We start from the raw sequence: 19,544 nt of genomic DNA, 5'->3' as shown, positions 1-19,544 counted from the left end.
GCCCGCGGACGGTGCCGGGCCGTCACTCAGCCGCGCACCGGCACGATGCGGTGCAGACGCCGCGGTTTGGGGGCGTCCAGCAAGGAGACGCCGTTGTGGCGGCGCCCCCGGAAGAAGAAGGTGGGAGCGGCGACGAACGTCACGGCGATCGCGGCGACGGCGATCGGGAACAGGACCGGGAGCGACTGGCCCTCCGGCAGGGTGCGGCCGCCCTCGTGGATCGCGTAGCCGAACGCCACGAAGAAGACGACGGCGCTCAGGGCGGCGAGGACCAGCAGGACGACGCCGGTCCGCCGCGCACGGGTCTCGGTGCGCACCTCCGCGAGCAGGGAGGCGTCGCACACCGGGCAGGTCAGCTCGACGCTCTCCGTGCCCGTCGCCGGGCGGCGCACCCGGTACACGTTGTCCCGCCAGGTGATCCTGCGGGTCCGGACGAGGAAGCCGGTCGTACGGTCGCTGAGGATGTGGCGCACCGAGACTTCGACGGTGCCCGGTATCGGTCTGTTCATGTCCTGCGCTCTCCTTGGTCACACGCCCCGTTCCGGGTGCGCCGGGACACAGTGTCGAGTCCGCCGAGCCGTGGATCAACATCTCCCGGAAGGCTTTGCCCTGCCCATGCCTTCCGGGAGAAGGAGCGCCGGGAGAAGGCGAGTTGCCGCGGTGCTGCCGGGCGTCGTGCGCCCGGTGGACACGGATGCGAGGAGCCTCGCCGCGCGTCCGGCCGGACCCCCAGGGGCCCCGCCCGGGTGCCGCCTCGTCAGGCGCGCCCGGCGTACGCTCGGACGTCGGCGTCCGGGTCGGTGGTGGCGGTCGCCAGCGCGCCGCGCGCATCGGGGTGGGCGCGGTGGGCCAGCAGGGACAGGACGGCGGCCTTGCGGACGTCCGCGTTGGCGTCGGCGAGCGCCTTGGCCAGGGCGGGGACGGCCTCGTCGGGCGCGGCCGCCTTCAGGGCAGCGGCGGCTCCCGCCCTGACCTGCCAGGCCGGGTCGGCGAGCGCGGCGGCGGCGGGTTCCGCGTACGCGGGCGGGCAGCCGGTCGCCGCGAGTGCGGCGAGCGCCGCCCCTCTGACCAGCGGGTCACTGTCGACCAGGAGCGGGTCGAGCGTCCCGGGCGCCGGTCGGCGCAGGGCCGCGACACCCCGGGCCACCGCCACCCTCACCTCGCGCGCGGCGTCGGCCGCGGCCCGGGAGAGCTCGGCGACGGCGTCCACCGCCACCAGGCCCCGCACCGCGTGGATGCGTACCTCGATGTCGGCGTCGGCGAGCAGGGCCGCGTACACCGGCGCGTCGCCGAGCCGCAGCGCCCGCAGCACTTCGAGGGCCGCGGTGCGCACGGCGGGGTCGGGCACGTCGAGCGCCTCGCGCAGCGCGGCCCCCAACGCGGCCTCGGCCGGCAGCACTTCGACCAGTTCGCGCAGGACGGCCGCGGCGGCGGACCGTACGGGAGGCGAGCCGTCGCGCAGTCGTGTGGCCAGCGCGATCCCGGCGCCGGACGGTACGGTCTCGCCGAGCACGGTGACGGCTGTCGCGCGCACCGCGGGGTCGGCGTCGGCGAGGTAGGGGTCGAGCGTCGCCAGATCGGGGGATTCCTCGGCGAGGGCGAGCAGCCGCAGCAGGGCCGGGCTGGGCGCCGACGCCGGGAGCGGGGCCGGAGGTTCGGCGGGCGCCGCCGGGGCGGCGTCCGCGCCCCCCGCGCCGGCCGTCGGCGCCGTCCTCGCCGCCGGGGCGGTCTCGCGCGGTCCTGCCGTGGCGACGGGCACGAGCGCGACCTCGCCGAGCGGCCGCTCAGGCCCGCCGACCGGGGTGAACTCGGGAACGGGGACGACGTACGGCTCGACCGGCCGGGCGGTGAACTCCATCGCCCCGGAGGGGGACTTACGCAGATCGAGATGGTGCAGCCAGCCCGCGTCGTCCTGCTCCGGATGGTCCAGGCGCTGGTGGTAGAGGCCCCAGCGGGACTCGGTCCTGGCGAGCGAGGAGCGGGCGGCCATCTCGGCGCAGTCCCGGATGAAGCTCACCTCGGCGCAGCGCATCAGCTCGTGCGGGGTGCGCGCCCCCATCGCGGCGATCTCCCCGCCCATCCGGTCGAAGGCCTCGACCGCGAGGGAGAGTTTGGCGCCGGTCTTCGGCGGTGCGACGTAGTCGTTGACGAACCGGCGGAGCTTGTACTCCACCTGGGGCTGCGGCGGCCCGTCCGGGTGGCGCAGCGGCCGGTAGATCAGCTCGTGCGCCGCGGCGACCTGGTCGGTGGGCAACTCCCCTTCGTAGCAGGGGAACCGGGAGGCGTCCTCGCCGGCCAGGTCGCCGTAGACGAACGCGCCGATCATGTAGTTGTGCGGTACGCAGGCGAGGTCGCCGGCCGCGTACAGGCCGGGCACGGTGGTCCGGGCGTGCGCGTCGACGCGGACGCCCGACGCGGAGTGTCCGCCGCACAGTCCGATCTCCGAGATGTGCATCTCGATGTCGTGGGTGCGGTAGTCGTGGCCGCGGCCCTGGTGGAAGGTGCCCCGGGTGGGCCGTTCCGTGGTGTGCAGGATCGACTCGACGGCGCCGATGGTCTCCTCGGGCAGATGGCTGAGCTTGAGGTACACCGGCGCCCGGTCGGAGGCGAGTTCGGCGGAGAACTCGGCCATCATCTGCCCCGACCAGTAGTCCGACTCGACGAACCGTTCGCCGTGCCGGTTGACCTGGTAGCCGCCGAACGGGTTGGCCACATACGCGCAGGCCGGCCCGTTGTAGTCCTTGATCAGCGGGTTGATCTGGAAGCACTCGATGCCGGTGAGCGCGGCCCCGGCGTGGTAGGCCATGGCGTAGCCGTCACCCGCGTTGGTCGGGTTCTCGTACGTTCCGTAGAGGTAGCCGGACGCGGGCAGGCCGAGCCGGCCGCACGGGCCGGTGGCCAGGATGACGGCGCCCGCCCGCACCGTGACGAACTCGCCGGTGCGCGTGTTGAATCCGGCGGCGCCGACCGCCCGGCCGCCGGCCGTGAGGACCCGTACCGGCATCACCCGGTTCTCGATGCGGATCCGCTCGCGCATCTCGCGGCGCCTCAACTGCCGGTACAGCACCTTCTTGACGTCCTTGCCCTCGGGCATGGGCAGCACGTACGAGCCCGAGCGGTGGACCTGTCGGACCGCGTACTCGCCGTGCTCGTCCTTCTCGAACTTGACCCCGTACGACTCCAGGCGCTTGACCATGGCGAAGCCGCGGGTCGCGGTCTGGCGCACGGTGGACTGGTCGACGACGCCGTCGTTGGCGCGGGTGATCTCGGCGACGTAGTCGTCGGGTTCGGCGCGGCCCGGGATGATCGCGTTGTTGACCCCGTCCATGCCCATGGCGAGCGCGCCGGAGTGCCGCACGTGCGCCTTCTCCAGGAGCAGGACGTTGGCGCCGCGTCCGGCGGCGGTGAGCGCCGCCATGGTGCCGGCGGTGCCGCCGCCGATGACGAGCACGTCGCAGGCGAACTCGGTGGCGTCGGCGAGGGCGGGGGCGGTCGTCGAAGGGGTTTCCACGGGGGGCCTTTCAGAGGGAGGCGAGGATGCGGCGGCGCAGCGCCGTCGTGGCGGAGGCCCCGGCCGCGTCCCGCTGCCGCGGGTGCGGGACCGTCAGCACCTGGCCCGCGGCGAGCAGGGCGACCCGGTCACCGAGGTGGAGGGCCTCGTCCACGTCGTGGGTGACGAAGATGACGGTGGCGCCGGACGCGCCGAGGATGTCCACGAGCAGGTCCTGCATCCCGGACCGGGTGTGCGCGTCGAGCGCGCCGAACGGCTCGTCCATCAGGACGGCGCGGGGCCGCCCCGCCAACGCCCGCGCCAGCTGGACGCGTTGGCGCTGACCTCCGGAGAGCTGGTGCGGCAGCTTGGCGGCGTGCCCGGACAGCTGGATGCGCTCCAGCCACTCGGCCGACGCGCGGCGCCGCTCGTCCTTCGGGACCCCCCGGATCGCGGACGGCAGCTCGATGTTGGCGCGCACGGTCCGCCAGGGCAGCAGGGCGTCGTGCTGGAAGACCAGGGCGCGGTCGGCGTCGGGGCGGGTGACCGGCCGCCCGTCCTGGCTGATCCGGCCGCCGAGGGCGGGCAGCAGTCCGGCGAGGGTGCGCAGCAGGGTGGACTTGCCGCAGCCGGAGGGCCCGACCACGGTCAGCACCTCCCCCGGCGCCACCCGCAGATCGAGCGTGCCGAGCACAGGGGGCCCGTCGGGGTGCCCCAACTGCACGTCTTCCAAGACGAGTTCGGCGCCGGTCGGGGTGGTCGTGGCGGGCGGCGTCGTGGTGGTGCTCATGCGACCGGCTCCTTCACGGGTACGGGGGCGGCGGCCTGATGCTTCGGGCGTGCGGCCGTCGTGGTGCGGCGGGTGACCCGGCCGGCGCCGGCCGGGCGGGGCAGCCAGGCGGTGGCCCGGCGTCCGATGAGCTCCACGGCCGTCGAGGTCAGCCAGCCGAGCGCACCGATGGTGACCATGCCGACGAACACGCCCGGGTAGTCGACGACGGTGTACGCCTGCCAGGTGCGGTAGCCCACCCCGTACTCCCCCGAGATCATCTCGGCGGAGATCACACAGATCCACGAGACGCCGACGCCCACCGACAGTCCGCCGAAGATGCCGGGCAGCGCGCCCGGCAGCACCACCGAGAACAGCACGCGGAGCCGGCCGCCGCCCATGGTGAGCACCGCCTCCTCCCATACCGGGCTGAGCGCGCGCACCGCGTGCCGCGTCGAGACGACCACGGGGAAGAAGGCGGCGGTGAAGGTGATGAACACGATGCCCTGCTCGTTGGTGGGGAGCAGCAGGATCGCGATCGGCACCAGGGCGATGGCGGGCACCGGCCGGACCACCTCGATGAGCGGGCCCAGCAGGTCCGCGGCCCACCGCGAGCGGGCCACGGCGGTGCCGGTCGCCACGCCAAGGACCGCGGCGAGCAGGAAGCCGACCGCGATCCGGCGCAGGCTGTACCCGAGGTCCTGCCAGTATGCGGCCGTCGCGGCCCGGTCGGTGAAGGCGGCGGCCACCTCGCCGACGGTGGGGAACTGCGAGAAGCGCAGCCACAGGTCGACGTCGAGCGAGGTGAGGAGCTGCCACAGCGCGAGCGCCGCGGCGAGCGAGGCGGCCCGCACCAGCCAGCGTCCCGCGCTCATGAGGCCAGCTCCAGTGCGTGCGCGTAGTCGACGGTCCGCGCGGCGGGGTGCTGGGCGACGTACGCCTGGGCGCCCGCGGGGGTGACGAAGGCGCGCAGCTCCGCCCCGTCCGCCACCCACACCGCCCGGTTGGCGAGCCAGAGCGTGCCGGTGACGGCGTCGGGCACGTACGCGGCCCGGACGTCGGCGCCCTTGGCGGCCTTGACCGCTGCGAGCAGGGCGTTGGCGCTGTCGAAGGAGCGGGTCGTGTCCTGGCCCTTGAGCCACAGTTCGGGCCTGGCCGCGGGTGCCTGCGGGTAGGCGGCCGCCCGCACGGCGCGCCGGAGCGGCGCCGGATCGACGAAGGCGTCCACGTCGACGTCGTCGACGAGCTTCTCGGCCTTGAGGACCGGCACGTCCCGCTTGAGCGCGGCGATCAGTTCGGGGCGCAGGGCCGGGTCGAACGTCGCGATGCCGTCGGCACCGTTGTAGAGGTAGACCACTTCGGCGGGGAGCCCCGTCTCCTTGGCCACCGATTCCGCGGCGGCCACCGGCTTGGCGCGCAGATAGTCGGTGGCGCGGCGCTGGGCCACGAGGAAGGCGTCGAGGACCGCCGCGTGGTCCTTGGCGAACTTGGCGCGCACGGTGACGCCGTGAAAGGTCGGCAGGTTCAACTGGGCTCCGTCGTAGAGGGCGTTGCCCTTGCCCTCGAAGGCCAGTTGCCCCGGCCACGCGACGAACTGCGAGAGCGCGTCGACACTGCCGGCGGCGAGCGCGGAAGCTCCGACGCTCGGCTGCTGGTTGAGCTTGTGGATGCCCTTGTCCGGGTCGATGCCCGCCTGCTGGAGGGCACGGACGAGCGTGCCGTCGGCGGCGGATCCGACGCTGGTGGACACTTTCCTGCCGCGCAGGTCGCCCAGGGTCTTCAGCGGCGAACCGGGCGCGACCACAACGGTGTTGAGGCCGCCGCGCAGGTTGTAGCCGGTGACGGAGACGAGCTTCGTCGGCTGCTTGAGCTCCTTGCCGCGGGCCGCGTTGATGAGCAGGGGGAAGTCACCCATCGACCCGATGTCGATCTTCCCCGCGGTCATCTGGGCGGTGATGGGGGCACCGGTGGCGTAGTCCTGCCACTTCACGTGGTAGGCGATGCCGTCCTTGCGTCCCTGGGCGGCGAGCTCCTCCTCGAAGTAGCCGAGGGAGCGCAGCAGGGTGCCGGCGGTGACGGTGTTGATGGTCTTGGACTGGTAGCCGACGGTGACCGTGACCGACTTCGCCCCGCCGCTGTCGGCCCCGGCCGCGCCGCCGCACCCGGTGGCCAGCGGCAGGGCGAGGGCAAGGGCGAGCAGCGGTGCGACTCGCTTGCTGAGCATGCTGGTTGGGCCTTTCAACGGAGCAGATAGGGCATGTTGACGGTGACCGCGCCGGTGGGACACCGGGCGGCGCAGGGGCCGCAGTACCAGCACTCGTCGACGTGCATGTACGCCTTGCCGTTGTCCTCCCGGATCGCGAGGGAGTCGAGGGGACACATATCGACGCAGAGCGTGCAGCCGTCGATGCACTTGGACTCGTCGATGGTCACGGGCACGTCGGTGCGGTGCGGGACGAGAGGCATGACTGTCTCCAGGCGGTGGAAAACGGCGGGAACGGGGAGGGGGAAAGGGGAGGGGAAGGGGAGGGCGGGGGCGGGGGCGGGGGCGCTCAGAGCGAGCGACGCAGTACGCCGCTCATGCTGATGCGGTCGCCGCGGAAGCGGATGAACTCCAGGTCCACGGGCCGCCCGTCGGCCAGGTGGGTGAGCCGTTCCAGCATCAACAGGGCTGCCCCGCGCGGCACTTGGAGCACCGCGGCCGAGTGCGCGTCGGCGTTGACCGCCTCCAGGGTCACCTCGGCATGGCCCAGCGGGCCGCCGGTCAGGGACTCCACGAGACGGAAGACGTCGGTGTTCTCCAGGTCGCAGCCGAGCAGCTCACCGCCCACGTCCATCGGCAGATAGGACAGGTCGAGGGAGAGCGGAAGCCCGTTCAGGCGGCGCAGCCGCTCGATACAGAGCACATCGCTCTGTTCGGGCAGCCCGAGCCGGTGTGCCACCGGGCTCGGGGCGCGGACCGGTCCGACGGTGCGCACCTCGTTGGTGACCCTGCCGTGCTCGCGCAGGGTCTCGGCAAGCCCCTGCAACCGGTCGAGGCCGTGCGGGTACTTCTTCTCGCAGACCACCACGGTGCCGACGCCGGGCTGCCGGTCGACCAGCTGCTCGTCGCGGAGCATGTCCAGGGCCTGGCGGACGGTGTTGCGGCTCGCCCTGTAGTCGGCGGCGATGGCGTGTTCCAGGGGGAGCACACCGCCGGGGAAGCCGCCCGTGAGGATCTGGTGGCGCAGCAGGTCGGCGAGCTGCCGTGCCTGGTCGGCGCGCAGCCGCCGACGGCGCGCGGCGGCGACCGGAAGCGAGGCGGGGGCGGGTTCTGCTGGCATGGCAGGGAACGTACCGGCCGGGCGCGCCCCATGGTGTTGCCACAGTATTGCGCCACCTCGCGCCCGCGCCTCACGTCGCTGACCTGCGGTTATCCGGGGCCTCAGGACAAGATCCGCCACTGTGGTGCCCACAGGGTGGACGGGGAAGGCGGCGCCGGCAAGGGGACCGGGCTCCCCCGCCGGGTCTCATGACGCGATGAGGGCCCGACCGGCATGTTCGCGGTCGGACCCTCACCTCTTCACAGCGGCGCCGATCACGGCGCCCGGCGACGTACCTACGCCACGGCGCCGAAGGAGGTCTGGCGGGCGCTCACACGCCGGGCCGCGGCGGCGGGGCTGCGACGGCCGCGCGAGGACGTCGCGCTCCGCTGGCGCCGCTCGACGGCGGGCGCGGCGATCGTCACGGGCACGCCGGACGGGGCCTGCGCGCCGGTGATCCGGGTGAGCGCCTCGTCGCCGGAGCGGACCTGGGTGGTCTGGGGCACGATCCCGGCGGCCGCCATGAGGCGGCCCATGTCGCGGCGCTGCTGGGGGGTGACCAGGGTGACGACGCTGCCGGACTCACCGGCCCGCGCGGTGCGGCCACCGCGGTGCAGGTAGTCCTTGTGGTCGGTCGGCGGGTCGACGTTGACGACGAGGTCGAGGTTGTCGACGTGGATGCCGCGCGCGGCGACGTTGGTGGCCACGAGCACGGTGACGTGCCCGGTCTTGAACTGGGCCAGGGTGCGGGTGCGTTGGGGCTGTGACTTCCCACCGTGCAGGGCCGCGGCGCGGACCCCGCTGTTCAGGAGGTCCTGTGTCAGCCGGTCGACGGCGTGCTTGGTGTCCAGGAACATGATGACGCGGCCGTCGCGTGCCGCGATGTGCGTCGTCGTCCGGTGCTTGTCGGCGCCGTGGACGTGCAGGACGTGGTGCTCCATCGTGGTGACCGCGCCTGCGGACGGGTCGACGGAGTGGACGACCGGGTCGACGAGGTAGCGCCGGACCAGGAGGTCGACGTTGCGGTCGAGGGTGGCGGAGAACAGCATCCGCTGCCCCTCGGGGCGCACCTGGTCCAGGAGTGCGGTGACCTGCGGCATGAAGCCCATGTCGGCCATCTGGTCGGCCTCGTCGAGGACGGTGATCGCCACCTGGTTCAGCCGGCAGTCGCCGCGGTCGATGAGGTCCTTGAGCCGGCCCGGCGTCGCGACGACGACTTCGGAGCCGCCGCGCAGCATGTTGGCCTGCCTGCCGATCGACATGCCGCCGACGACGGTGGCCAGGCGCAGCCTCACGGCGCGGGCATAGGGGGTGAGCGCGTCGGTCACCTGCTGGGCGAGTTCGCGCGTCGGTACGAGGACCAGGGCCAGCGGCTGGCGGGGCTCGGCGCGCTGTCCCGCGGTGCGGGCCAGCAGGGCGAGGCCGAAGGCGAGGGTCTTGCCGGAGCCGGTGCGGCCGCGCCCCAGGGCGTCGCGGCCGGCGAGGGTGTTGGGCAGGGTCGCTCCCTGGATCGGGAACGGCACGCTCACACCTTGCGCGGTCAGCGCGGCCAGCAGGGCGGCGGGCATGTCGAGGTCGGCGAACGCCTCGACCGCGGGCAGCGCGGGGGTGATCGTCTTGGGCAGGGCGAACTCGCCCTGGACCGCGGCGGGCCGGCGGCCACCGGACCGCGCCGGGGCGGACGCGCCGAAGCGCGCTCCTCGGCGCGGGCCGCCGCCGGAGGCGAAGGCGGGGGCACCCTCGGTCCGGCGTGAGCGGGTGGAACGGCTGTTGGTACGCGTGGGGTTCATCGAGAACCTTCCTTGATACGGCCACAGGGCCATACGGCGACACGGCGCGCATCAAGGAATTCCCGCAGCGAAAGAACAGCGCGGGGAATCACAAGAACGAACCGAATGGCATACGAGGACAATGAGCGTTTACGGCGTGCTGCGAATTCGAAAGGGAACGCAATCGGATTCCGAAAGGGCGGACGCAAGGGCGCGAATGCCGAATTCCATACGGCGACACGACCGGTGCGACTCCGTAAGAGCGCCCACCTCGGAGACCGGCTTGCGCGGCGTCCGTTGTCCCGCGGGTGGCACGATGGCGCGGAATGTCCGCGATCGGCGCCACGCTCCGAGGGATTGGAGGTGGCCAACGCCGGACAATCCGACGAAAAAGCTTCAAGATTTCGGGAGCCACTACCGCAACTGAGATCGACAGTAGCACGGCGCGACGGGTGACCTACGGAAAATAACCCCGCTCCGCCGGGCGCCGCACAAACACTCCCCGCACCGCGCGGCAAATCCTCCGCTCGCGGTCATACATATTCCGCGACGGCGGCGGACCAGGCCGCCGGCCGCGGACCCGCACGACGACGGCGGCGGCACGCACCTGCCGCACTGACCTAGGCTTTCCCCTTGCATCTGCGTCGACGCGAAGGGTGAGGCCGCCTCATGGAGTACGGCATGCTGCCGCCGGGACAGCGCCTGGCCAAAGGGTGGCCGATCTCCCACTACGGGCCCGTTCCCCGGTTCCGTCCCGACCGGTGGACCCTTCAGGTCTTCGGCGCCACGGCCGACGGGCGCACCCGCTCCTGGTCCTTCGACGAGGTCTGCGCCATGCCCAGGACCACCGTGGAGGCGGACCTGCACTGCGCGTCGGGCACCAGCACCGTCGGCCACACGTTCTTCGGCGTGCCCGCCGGCGCCCTGCTCGCCCTCGCGCCGCCCGCCGCCGGCGTGTCCCACGTCATGGCCTGGGCCGAGTACGGCTACAGCGCCAACCTCCGGCTCGCGGACTTCACCGCCGACACCACCCTCATGGCCACGCACCACAACCATGAGCCGCTCACCGCGGAACACGGCTTCCCGCTGCGCCTGGTGGTGCCGCACCTCTTCGGATACAAGGGCCCCAAGTGGCTGCGCGGCATCGAGTACATGACGCGGGACCGGCGCGGCTTCTGGGAAGAACGCGGCTATCACAACATCGCCGACCCCTGGTCCGGGCAGCGCCACTCCTACCAGGAGGACGAGCACCCCTAGCCCCACAACCTCCAAACGCACCAGCGCAGCTGCGGCGCTTTTTGGCGGATGGGACAAGCATGGGCGAACCGTCTATGCGATCCGGCCTCGCAGATGCAAGATGATAGGCGTCGCCCGGGACGCGGAGGTACCGCTCCCGGCCCACAGCAGGCCCACGAGGCGAGGTCACCCATGGTCATGCGTACGTACGGCGCGGGCGCCGGCGATGTCGATTACGGCACCCTGGCGCCCGGATACCGCTCCTACCGGCGCCCGGACGAGCGGATCGCCCGCGTCATCGCGCAGGCCCTCGGCGGTGCGCGGACCGTGCTCAACGTCGGCGCGGGCACCGGCTCGTACGAGAACGCGGCACATGAGACGACCGCGGTGGAGCCGTCCCTCGCCATGCGCGCCCAGCGGCCGGCCGAGCTGTCGACGGCCATCGACGCCGTCGCCGAGGACCTCCCCTTCGCCGACGGCCGGTTCGACGCCGCGATGACCCTCTTCAGCGTCCATCAGTGGTCCGACGCGGCGGCCGGCCTGCGCGAGATGCGGCGCGTCACGCGCGGCCCGGTCGCCGTCCTGACCTGCGACCCGGCGCGCGTGCGCAACTTCTGGCTCTACGAGTACGCCCCCGAGGTCCTGGAGACCGAGGTGCGTCGCTACCCCCCGCTCGACCAGCTCGGCGACGCGCTCGGCGGCACGGTGACCGCGCAGATCGTTCCCATCCCGCTGGACTGCACCGACGGATTCAACGAGGCGTACTACGGCCGCCCCGAGATGCTCCTCGACCCCGCCGCCCGCCAGGCCTGCTCGGCGTGGAGCTTCATCGACGACGCCGCTCGGCTCGCGTTCGACACCTCGCTGCGGCGCGCCCTGGGCTCCGGCGCCTGGGACGAGGCCTTCGGCCATCTGCGCCACCGGTCGACCTACAACGGATCCCTGGTGCTCCTGCGCGCCGTCCCGTGACGGTCAGAACGTCCAGCGCGTGTGGGTGAAGGCCCCGCCGTCGCGGCCGAAGCCGTACGCCGTGTCCGGGGCGACCGCGAACACCGCCACGTTCCCCGTGCGGAAGCCGTCGCCGAGGCCGTGGAAGGTGCCGTCGGGCGCGGTGATGTGCGCCCCGTACTTCGTCTCGTACGCGGCGATCACCTCCTCGATGAGCGCCGGATCGGTCACGGCACCGGCCGTGCCCTCGATCACGAGGTCGAGCCCTTCGGTGAGGGAGTTGTTGCCGGTGGTCAGGGCGCAGTGACGGTCGTGGGCGAGGTTCTTCGCCTTCTGCTCGCCGGGGCCGGTGGAGAAGTACAGGTTCCCGTCGTGCCAGGCGGCGATGACCGGCGTGACGTGGAGCCGGCCGTCGGGGCGGACCGTGGACACCCAGAAGATCTCGGCGTCCTCCATCCGCCGCTGGGCCTCGGCCCACTCCGTGGCGACGGCCCCCGCGGCCCCGGGGCGGGGGTTGAGGGCGGAGCTGTACCGGGAGTCGAGTTCGGTGGCGGGGTGCTGGGCGGATCCGGGCGTGGGCATGGTGGATCTCCTTTCGCTCTCCTTCCTAACGACCGCCGCCGAGCCCGGAAATCATCGCTCCCCCGCCCGGACCGACCGGTTGGACCGGGCGGCCACGGCCGAAGGGCGCGGGGCCTTCCGGGCCCCGCGCCCGCCGTCACTCAGGCGATGCGGGTCCGCACCGCGGCGGTGTTGTTGGAGGTGCTCTTCTCCGGCGACGTGGTGGTCACCTTGGTGACGAGCTGCACCGTGCCGCCGCCGTGCGAGGGCCCACGGCCCGCTATCTGCAGGCGTACGGTCTCGCCCGGCTTCAGGGCGCCGATCGTCGCCACGACGCTGCCGTCGCCGCCGAGGACCGCCTGGGCGGAGCCCTCGACGACGCGGTGGGCGCGGTGCTCGATGCCGTTGGGCATCGTGGTGACCGAACGCACCCCGTGGGCCGTGGACTTGCCGGTGTTGGTGATCCGCACCGTCCACAGCTGCTCCTGGCCGTGGTCGATGTGCGCGGGCCCGGACGCGGAGAGGGCGACGTCGGCCCGGTTCTGGGCCGGCACGCGCGGCGTCCAGGCGTCGCCGTAGTCCTTGTTGTAGTTCTTCGTCCAGTTGTCGCTGTAGTTGCCGGTGTAGCCGTTGACCCACCCGTCGCCGTAGTCGGGGCCGTACGCGGCGGAGGCCGGGGAGGCCACGGCGAGGGACACGCCCGCTACGGCGGCGGTGACGATCGCGGCGGCAGCCACGCGGGGACGCGGGGTGCGGGTCGGCCGGGAGAACATCAAGGGAGGAACCTCTCGAAGTCGGGGTGCGGAAGCGGAACGCCGTCGGCAGCGTGTCGTCCGGCGGCACACCCCAGCCTGGTCCACGCTCCGGCGGCGCCCGATCGCCACTGGTCCTCGATCGACGGGCCCTTGGCCCCGGCGTGCCGAGGGCCCGCATCGACCGAAAGACCGAGGTCAGACTCGGGGCTGCTGCTGGGTGACGCAGTGGATGCCACCGCCGCCCGCGCCGAGGCTGTCGATGTTGAGCTGTTCCACCACCCGGCCCGGGAAGAGCCGTTGAAGGCTCGCCCTGGCCGCGGAATCGGCGCGGGCGTCGCCGAACTGGGCGGAGATCACCGCACCGTTGCACACGTAGTAGTTGGCGTACGCGGCCACGAAGTCGGGGTCGCTCGACCGGATGCGGTTGTAGTCGGGGCCCTGGATCTGGGTGACGCCGATCGGGGTGCCGTCGGCGTCCCTGGCCGCCGAGAGGATCTGGTACTGCTGACGGGCGTCCTTGGACCAGGCGTCGTTGTCCGAGGCCAGGGGCATCTGGACGAGGCCGGCGCCGGCCCCGAGGAAGCGGGAGGTGGCGTCCACATGGTCGTCGGTGATGTCGCGGCCGGTGACCCCGTTGAACCAGATCACCTGGTCCGCGCCGAACGCGTCGCACAGTGCCGCTTCGATCTGGGCCTCCTTGAGCTTGGGGTTGCGGTTGGTGTTGACGAGACTGCTGCGCGTCGCCATGAGGGTGCCGTTCCCGTCCGTCTCCACCGCCCCTCCCTCGCCGACGAGTCCCGCCGCGGTGAACGCGACTCCGAGGCTCGCCGCTATGCGCTGGGCGACGAGGGCGTCCTTGGCGTGGGTCTGCTTGTTGCCCCAGCCGTTGAAGTTGAGGCCGACGGAGTCCAGGCCGCCGGCCCCGTCGGTACGGAAGACCGGTCCCGTGTCGCGCATCCAGCAGTCGTCGACCGGGATCGAGTCGATCACGGTGACCCCGGAGCCGCACGCGCTGCGCGCCTTCGCGACGCTCGCCGGGTTGGCGCAGAGCGTGACGGGTTCGTATCGGGCGATGGTCTTGGCGATGAGCGCGATGTTGGCCTGGACGCCCGCCAGTTGACGGCCCCAGATGGCGCTGCTGTCGGGCCAGGCCATCCAGGTGCGGGTGTGCGGAACGGTGTCGACGGGCACGGCGAAGCCCGCGGCAGCCGGGGCCGGAGCGGCGTGCGCCCTGCCGCCCCCGGTGACCGCCCAGGCCGCGCCGGCCGCCGCGACGCCGGTGGCGGCGAGGAAGCCCCGCCTGCCGAGGTGGCGGGGGGTGGGGGTGGGTGATGCGGAGTGGTCGTTCATCGTTGATCTCCCATCAGTGGTGTGCGGTGCTCTGCCTGGTGGTGCGGTCGGGGTGCGCCGGGGCGGGGTCCAGGGCCCTGCGGGCGGCCGTGATGGCGTGGGGGTCCCAGCCGGGGCGCGGCACGGACTCCAGGAGGAGCCGGGTGTAGGGGTGTTGAGGCTGCGCGAGGACCTGCGCCGTGCTGCCCTCTTCGACGATCCGGCCCTGCCGCATGACGATCACGTCATCGGTGACGCAGCGCACCACCCCGAGGTCGTGGGTGATGAACAGATAGCCGACGCCGGTCTCCGCGCGGATGTCGGCCAGCAGGTTGAGGATCTGGGCCTGCACCGACACGTCCAGGGCCGCCACGGCCTCGTCCAGGACGAGCACGGCGGGCTCCACGGCGAGCGCGCGGGCGATGGCGACGCGCTGGCGCTGCCCGCCCGAGAGCTGCCGGGGCAGCGCGTCGTGGGTCCGCGCGCCGAGGCCGACCTGGTCGAGGAGTTCGGCGATACGGCGGGTGTGGTCGGCGCCGGGGAAGTGGAGGCGCAGGGTTTCGCGCAGTCCGGCCGCCACGCTCAGCCGTGGATCGAGGGAGAGGAAGGGGTCCTGGAAGACCATCTGTACGTCGCGGGCCCGTGCGAGCCGGGCCGTCCTGCCGCGCACCCGGCCCGTGCGTTCGACGCCACGCATCCGTACCTGGCCCGCGTCCGCGGATTCCAGGCCCACCACGATCCGGGCCGTGGTGGTCTTGCCGGAGCCGGACTCGCCGACGATGCCGAGCGAGCCGCCCCTGGCGAGGGTGAACGACACGTCGTCGACGGCCCGGACGGTTCCGTAGCGGCGGTGCAGGCCGCTCACCTGGAGCACGGTCTCACCCATGGGCGGCGCTCCCCTCGAGTCGGTCGCTGTGGTGGCAGGCGACACGGTGTTCCCGCCCGGCCGGGTCGTCCGTGACCGACCGGTCCTCGGGCGCCCGTTCCGCACAGAGCGCGCTGGCGTGGGCACACCGCGGCGCGAACGGACACCCCGTCAACTCGGCCAGCAGATCGGGTGGTTGACCATCGATGGCGTTCAGCCGGCCCCGCGGCGCGTCGAGTCGCGGGGTGGCCGCGAGCAGGGCCGCCGTGTACGGGTGCCGCGGGCGGGCGAACAGGGCGTCGACGGGGCCCGACTCGACGATCCGGCCGGCGTACATCACGTACACCCGGTCGCTGATGGCCGCGGCGAGGCCGAGGTCATGCGTGACGAAGAGCAGCCCGGTGCCGAAGCGGTCCCGCAGGTCCGCGAGGAGTGCGACGATCTCGGCCTGGGTGGTGACGTCCAGGGCGGTGGTGGCCTCATCGGCGAGGAGCAGAGCGGGGTTCCCCATCAACGCGGCGGCGATCATGACGCGTTGGAGCATGCCGCCGGAGAGCTGCCCGGGGTAGCGCCGCATGATCTCCGGAGGGAGACCGACCGCGACGAGCAGCTCGCCCGCCCTGCGTTCGGCCTCCTCGGCGGAGGTCCGGGTGGTGAGGCGCAGGCTCTCGGTGAGGAAGTCACCGATCCGGCGCAGCGGGTTGATGGCCGCGCGGGGGTCCTGGAAGATCATGGCGGCCGTGCCGGTGCGCAGCGCGCGCAGCCGCTTGGCGCTCATGGTGAGCACGTCCTCGCCCGCGACCTCGACGACGCCCTGCGCGGTGGCGCCGGGAGGTAGGAGGCGCAGCACGCTGCGCGAGGTGAGGGTCTTGCCGGAGCCCGATTCGCCGACCAGGGCGACGGTCTCCCCCGCGGACACGGTGAGGTCGACACCGTCGAGTACGGGCCGCGCGGTGTGCGCAAGGCGCAGCCTCAGCCCTCGTACGTCGAGCACGGGCGGTGCGGCGGCGGGCCCTTCGGATGCCCAAGTACCTTGTTTTGTACGGGTGTTCATGGGTTCCTCCTGGCGACGCGGTCGGCCCAGTGCTCGCCGACGACGTTGAACGCGACGACGGTGAGCACGATCGCGACGCACGGCCAGATCGCCGAGAGCGGGTAGCCGCGCTGGATCGCGGTCTGGCCGTCGAGCACCATGCGGCCCCAGTCGGGCGTGAGGGCGGGGACGCCGAGGCCGAGGAAGGAGAGCCCGGCCAGGTCGATGAGGGCGTACCCGAAGTTGATGGTGGACTGGGCGAGGACGACGGGGCCGACATTGGGCAGGACGTGCCGCAGGCAGATCCCTATGGCGGAGTGGCCCTGCACCACGTAGGCCTTCACATAGGGGCGTTCGCGTTCGGCGAGCACCAGGGAGCGGGTGAGCCGGCTGACGTAGGGGAGGTAGGCGACGGCGAGTGCGGCGACCGGGGCGGTGAGGCCCTCTCCGTACACCGCGACGATGAGGATCGCGAGGAGCATGCCGGGAAACGCGAAGACCAGCTCCGTGCCGCGCGAGAGGACGGAGTCGAGCCAGCCGCCGCGCCACGCGGCGGTGGTTCCGATGATCACGCCGGCCAGGGTGGAGAAGGCGACCACGCCGAGCGGCCCGAGGAGCGAGGTGCGGGCGCCGGTGACCAGCCGGGCCAGGGTGTCGCGCCCGGAGGAGTCGACGCCGAAGGGGTGGGCGGCGGACGGTCCCGCGAGCGCGTTGCCGAGGTCCACGGCGTTGGGGTCGGCGGGCGAGATCCAGGGGGCGAGGAGTGCCGCGAGGACGACGAGGACGACGAAGCCGAGGCACAGCAGGTACAGGGGGGCACGAGGGGCGCGGAGCCGGGAGGGACCCGGGCGCCGCAGGACGGCGACGCTCATGCGGCGGACCTCCGGGGGCCGAGGGCGATGCGCGGGTCGACCAGGGGGTGGGCCAGGTCGACGGCGAGGTTCACCGCCATGAACAGGCCGACCATGGTGAGCGAGATGGCCTGCACGGTGGGGAAGTCCTTGGTGGTGATGGACAGTTCGAGGAGCTGGCCTATGCCGCCGACGCCGAACGCCGACTCGACGAGGACGGTGCACACCAGGAGCGTGGACACGATGAGGCCGCCGGTGGTGAGGACGGTGCCGAGGGCGTTGCGGAAGACATGCCGGCCCATCACCTTGCCCCGGGGCACGCCTCTGCTGAGGGCGACGGTCACATGCTCCTGCCCGAGGACCTCGACCATGGCGCTGCGGGTGACCCGGGCGAGCATGCCGATGAGGTACAGGGCGAGCGCGACGGCGGGCAGGGTCAGGTGCCAGACCATCCCCGCGAGCCCGTTCCCGGTGCCGCCGGCCGGGAACCAGTGCAGCCGCACCGCGAACATCCCCTGGAGCAGGACGGCGGCGACGAAGGACGGCGTCCCCACGGCGAGGGTGGTGGTGACCAGGATCGTCGAGTCCACGGCGCCGCCGCGCACCGCGGCGATCCGGCCGAGCACCAGACCCACGACCACGACGAGGAGCAGCGCCATGGCGACCAGGAGCAGGGTGCTCGGAAGCCGGTCGGCGAGCAGCCGCGACACATCGGTGCGGTAGGTGATCGAGCGGCCGAAGTCGCCGTGCAGCAGCTGTCCGAGCCAGCGGAAGTACCGTACGGCGAACGGGTCGTCGAGGTGGTACTGCCGGTTGACCGCCTCCAGTGCGGACGGTGAGGCGGAGCGGCCGGACAGGAGGAAGCTGGCCGGGCTGCCCGGCGCCAGATACATCGCGCCGAAGATCACGAACGAGGCCGCGAGCAGGGTGGCCGCCATTTCGGCGACGCGGCGCAGGGCGAATCGGAGGAAGTTCACCGCGCGGCCCCCACATCCGCGGCCCAGGGGTAGTACAGGTAGGAAATGGTGGTGGGGGCGCCGGTGATCCGCTTGTTGAGGAACACGGCGGTGGGCCATTCGGCGACCGGGATCCACAGCACCTGCTCGGCGGCCTTCTGCTGGAGCTTCGCCTCGACGGCGAACCGGGCGGCCGGGTCGTAGGCGGCGCGCGCCTGGTCGACGAGCCGGTCGTAGGCGGGGTCGCTGTATCCGGCGTAGTTCTGGTAGGCGCCGGTGCGGAAGTTGCTGAGGAGGTCGAGGGGGTCGGTGATGGAGTCGTAGTACGTCTCCGGGAAGAGGTCGATGCCTTCGCGCGCCTTGGGGTCGGTGAACAGGGCCGTGAAGGCGTTGGGCGCGATCGTCTTCAGCTGGACGTCAAGTCCGATCTGGGTGCCGGCGGCCTGGAGAGCCGTGGCGAGCAGGGACACGTCCTGTCCGATCGAGCTGGTCGCGACGGTGACCTTCTTGCCGGTGGCCCCGGCTTCCCTGACGAGCTTTCTCGCTTCGTCGAGGTTCGGCTCGGTGGAGGGAAGCCCCGCGAACGCGGCCTGCCGCGCCTGTTCCGGAGCGGCGGCCCAAGCAGCCCTCGTGGTCAGCGAGTTGGTGACCGTGCCTGCCCCTCCGAGGCCGGTCTTGACGAAGCCGCGACGGTCGAGGGCCAGCGACAGGGCACGCCGCACGCGGACGTCGCCGAGCACGCCGTGCATGTTGGTCACGTTGACGTTGTCGGTGCTGAGGCCCTCGCCGAAGGAGAGGGTGCCCACGCCGCTGGAGCGCAGCGCGCCGTAGCTCTCGGTGGGGATGAGGTACCCGCCGTCCACCTCACCGTTGAGCATGGCCTTGGTGCGCGCCGAGGAGTCGGTGAGGAAGCGGAACAGCACCTTGCCGGACTTGGCCTTGGCACCCCAGTACCCCGTGAACCGGTCGAGCTCGATCGACTGGCCCTTCTCCCATCTGCCGAGCTCGTAGGGTCCCGTGCAGTCGAGGCCGCCCGAGGTGCCGTAGTCCTTGCCCGCCGCCTCGACCCCGGTCCGGCTAGCGACGACGCCCGCGGCGGTCGCCATGTACTGGGGGAACTGGGAGTCGGGCCGTTTCAGTTTCACGGTGACCTGGAGCGGACCGGTCCTGGCGACCGAGCCGACGTTCTCGAAGACCTGCGCCCAGGACGCCCCGTTGTCCGGGTTCATCTGCCGGCCGAGGCTGAAGACGACGTCGTCGGCGGTCATGGTGGAGCCGTTGTGGAAGCGCACCCCGGGGCGCAGGTCGTAGACCCAGGTCAGCGGGTCGGGGTTGGCCGCCTTCTCGGCCAGGCCCGGCGCCGTCCCGAGCTGGGGCGTCCAGCGCATCAAGCTCTCGCAGACATTGGAGAGGATCATGTTCTGCGGATAGTCGAAGGCGGAGATGTAGTCGAGCGTCGGGGGCTCCGCGTACAGGGCCCAGCTGAAGGAGTCGATGTCGCCCTTGGCGGGCGGGGTGCCGGCGGAGAGCTTGAAGTCGGCCGCCGCGGCCGGGGAGTTGGTGCCGGGCGGTCCCGCGCAGGCGGAGATCAGGAGCGCCCCGGACAGGGCGGCCGCGGCGATCAGGACGAGCCGGTGGGGACGGCGTTCTCCCGGCCGGGGTGGTGGGGTGGGCATCGGC

Annotated in this window: 18 protein-coding genes; 2 read left to right on the top strand and 16 right to left on the bottom strand. The window is 72.5% G+C overall.

The features are described 5' to 3' along the window. Positions 1-26: 26 nt before the first annotated feature. The 8 genes from OOJ98_RS27530 to OOJ98_RS27495 form a co-directional block, all read right to left on the bottom strand. Positions 27-509, bottom strand: coding sequence for a hypothetical protein (locus OOJ98_RS27530; RefSeq protein ID WP_267057730.1), 483 nt, complete (start codon positions 507-509; stop codon positions 27-29). 248 nt (positions 510-757) lie between these two features. Beyond that, positions 758-3,511 (bottom strand): fumarate reductase/succinate dehydrogenase flavoprotein subunit, encoded by a 2,754-nt coding sequence (locus OOJ98_RS27525; RefSeq protein WP_267057729.1) that lies wholly within the window; start codon positions 3,509-3,511, stop codon positions 758-760. A 10-nt stretch (positions 3,512-3,521) separates the two neighbouring features. Further along, positions 3,522-4,280 carry an ABC transporter ATP-binding protein gene (locus tag OOJ98_RS27520; RefSeq protein ID WP_267057728.1) on the bottom strand — a complete coding sequence of 253 codons (759 nt, stop codon included), beginning with the start codon at positions 4,278-4,280 and terminating at the stop codon, positions 3,522-3,524. Continuing rightward, positions 4,277-5,134 carry an ABC transporter permease gene (locus tag OOJ98_RS27515; protein ID WP_267057727.1) on the bottom strand — a complete coding sequence of 286 codons (858 nt, stop codon included), beginning with the start codon at positions 5,132-5,134 and terminating at the stop codon, positions 4,277-4,279. Before OOJ98_RS27515 ends, OOJ98_RS27520 begins: the two co-directional genes overlap by 4 nt. Beyond that, on the bottom strand, positions 5,131-6,483 hold the full coding sequence (locus OOJ98_RS27510; RefSeq protein WP_267057726.1) for an ABC transporter substrate-binding protein: 1,353 nt from the start codon (positions 6,481-6,483) through the stop codon (positions 5,131-5,133). Before OOJ98_RS27510 ends, OOJ98_RS27515 begins: the two co-directional genes overlap by 4 nt. A 14-nt stretch (positions 6,484-6,497) precedes the next feature. Next, positions 6,498-6,725 carry a ferredoxin family protein gene (locus OOJ98_RS27505; protein ID WP_267057725.1) on the bottom strand — a complete coding sequence of 76 codons (228 nt, stop codon included), beginning with the start codon at positions 6,723-6,725 and terminating at the stop codon, positions 6,498-6,500. An 86-nt stretch (positions 6,726-6,811) separates the two neighbouring features. Continuing rightward, on the bottom strand, positions 6,812-7,582 hold the full coding sequence (locus tag OOJ98_RS27500; RefSeq protein ID WP_267057724.1) for a GntR family transcriptional regulator: 771 nt from the start codon (positions 7,580-7,582) through the stop codon (positions 6,812-6,814). Between the two features lie 275 nt (positions 7,583-7,857). Then, positions 7,858-9,351, bottom strand: coding sequence for a DEAD/DEAH box helicase (locus OOJ98_RS27495; RefSeq protein WP_267057723.1), 1,494 nt, complete (start codon positions 9,349-9,351; stop codon positions 7,858-7,860). A 648-nt stretch (positions 9,352-9,999) separates the two neighbouring features. On the opposite strand from OOJ98_RS27495, the gene OOJ98_RS27490 reads away from it, so the two are divergent. Continuing rightward, complete coding sequence (locus OOJ98_RS27490; RefSeq protein ID WP_267057722.1) at positions 10,000-10,587, top strand: molybdopterin-dependent oxidoreductase; 588 nt, start codon at positions 10,000-10,002, stop codon at positions 10,585-10,587. Positions 10,588-10,758: 171 nt separating this feature from the next. Next, on the top strand, positions 10,759-11,535 hold the full coding sequence (locus OOJ98_RS27485; protein ID WP_267057721.1) for a class I SAM-dependent methyltransferase: 777 nt from the start codon (positions 10,759-10,761) through the stop codon (positions 11,533-11,535). A 3-nt stretch (positions 11,536-11,538) separates the two neighbouring features. Here OOJ98_RS27485 and OOJ98_RS27480 read toward each other — a convergent pair whose 3' ends face one another. The 8 genes from OOJ98_RS27480 to OOJ98_RS27445 all read right to left on the bottom strand — a co-directional run bounded on the left by OOJ98_RS27480 (position 11,539) and on the right by OOJ98_RS27445 (position 19,540). Then, entirely contained in the window at positions 11,539-12,096 is a 558-nt protein-coding gene (locus OOJ98_RS27480; protein WP_267057720.1) for a pyridoxamine 5'-phosphate oxidase family protein, read from the bottom strand. Positions 12,097-12,236: 140 nt separating this feature from the next. Further along, a complete protein-coding gene (locus tag OOJ98_RS27475; protein ID WP_267057719.1) occupies positions 12,237-12,848 on the bottom strand; it encodes a hypothetical protein in 612 nt (203 codons plus the stop codon). Positions 12,849-13,025: 177 nt separating this feature from the next. Continuing rightward, positions 13,026-14,180, bottom strand: coding sequence for an agmatine/peptidylarginine deiminase (locus tag OOJ98_RS27470; protein WP_267057718.1), 1,155 nt, complete (start codon positions 14,178-14,180; stop codon positions 13,026-13,028). A gap of 13 nt (positions 14,181-14,193) precedes the next feature. Continuing rightward, a complete protein-coding gene (locus tag OOJ98_RS27465; RefSeq protein ID WP_267057717.1) occupies positions 14,194-15,045 on the bottom strand; it encodes an ABC transporter ATP-binding protein in 852 nt (283 codons plus the stop codon). Further along, entirely contained in the window at positions 15,038-16,078 is a 1,041-nt protein-coding gene (locus OOJ98_RS27460) for an ABC transporter ATP-binding protein (protein ID WP_267057716.1), read from the bottom strand. Before OOJ98_RS27460 ends, OOJ98_RS27465 begins: the two co-directional genes overlap by 8 nt. After that, positions 16,075-16,929, bottom strand: coding sequence for an ABC transporter permease (locus tag OOJ98_RS27455; protein WP_267057715.1), 855 nt, complete (start codon positions 16,927-16,929; stop codon positions 16,075-16,077). Before OOJ98_RS27455 ends, OOJ98_RS27460 begins: the two co-directional genes overlap by 4 nt. Continuing rightward, the gene (locus tag OOJ98_RS27450; protein ID WP_267057714.1) at positions 16,926-17,885 is read right to left on the bottom strand and encodes an ABC transporter permease; all 960 of its coding nucleotides are present in this window, start codon (positions 17,883-17,885) and stop codon (positions 16,926-16,928) included. The genes OOJ98_RS27455 and OOJ98_RS27450 overlap by 4 nt, the downstream gene beginning before the upstream one ends. Continuing rightward, the gene (locus OOJ98_RS27445; RefSeq protein WP_267057713.1) at positions 17,882-19,540 is read right to left on the bottom strand and encodes an ABC transporter substrate-binding protein; all 1,659 of its coding nucleotides are present in this window, start codon (positions 19,538-19,540) and stop codon (positions 17,882-17,884) included. The genes OOJ98_RS27450 and OOJ98_RS27445 overlap by 4 nt, the downstream gene beginning before the upstream one ends. Between the last annotated feature and the right edge of the window lie 4 nt (positions 19,541-19,544).

The organism is Streptomyces sp. NBC_00083 (assembly GCF_026343295.1).
Lineage (GTDB): Bacteria > Actinomycetota > Actinomycetes > Streptomycetales > Streptomycetaceae > Streptomyces.
Note: the sequence above shows the minus strand (reverse complement) of the source record. Positions and strands in the feature narration are given on the sequence as shown.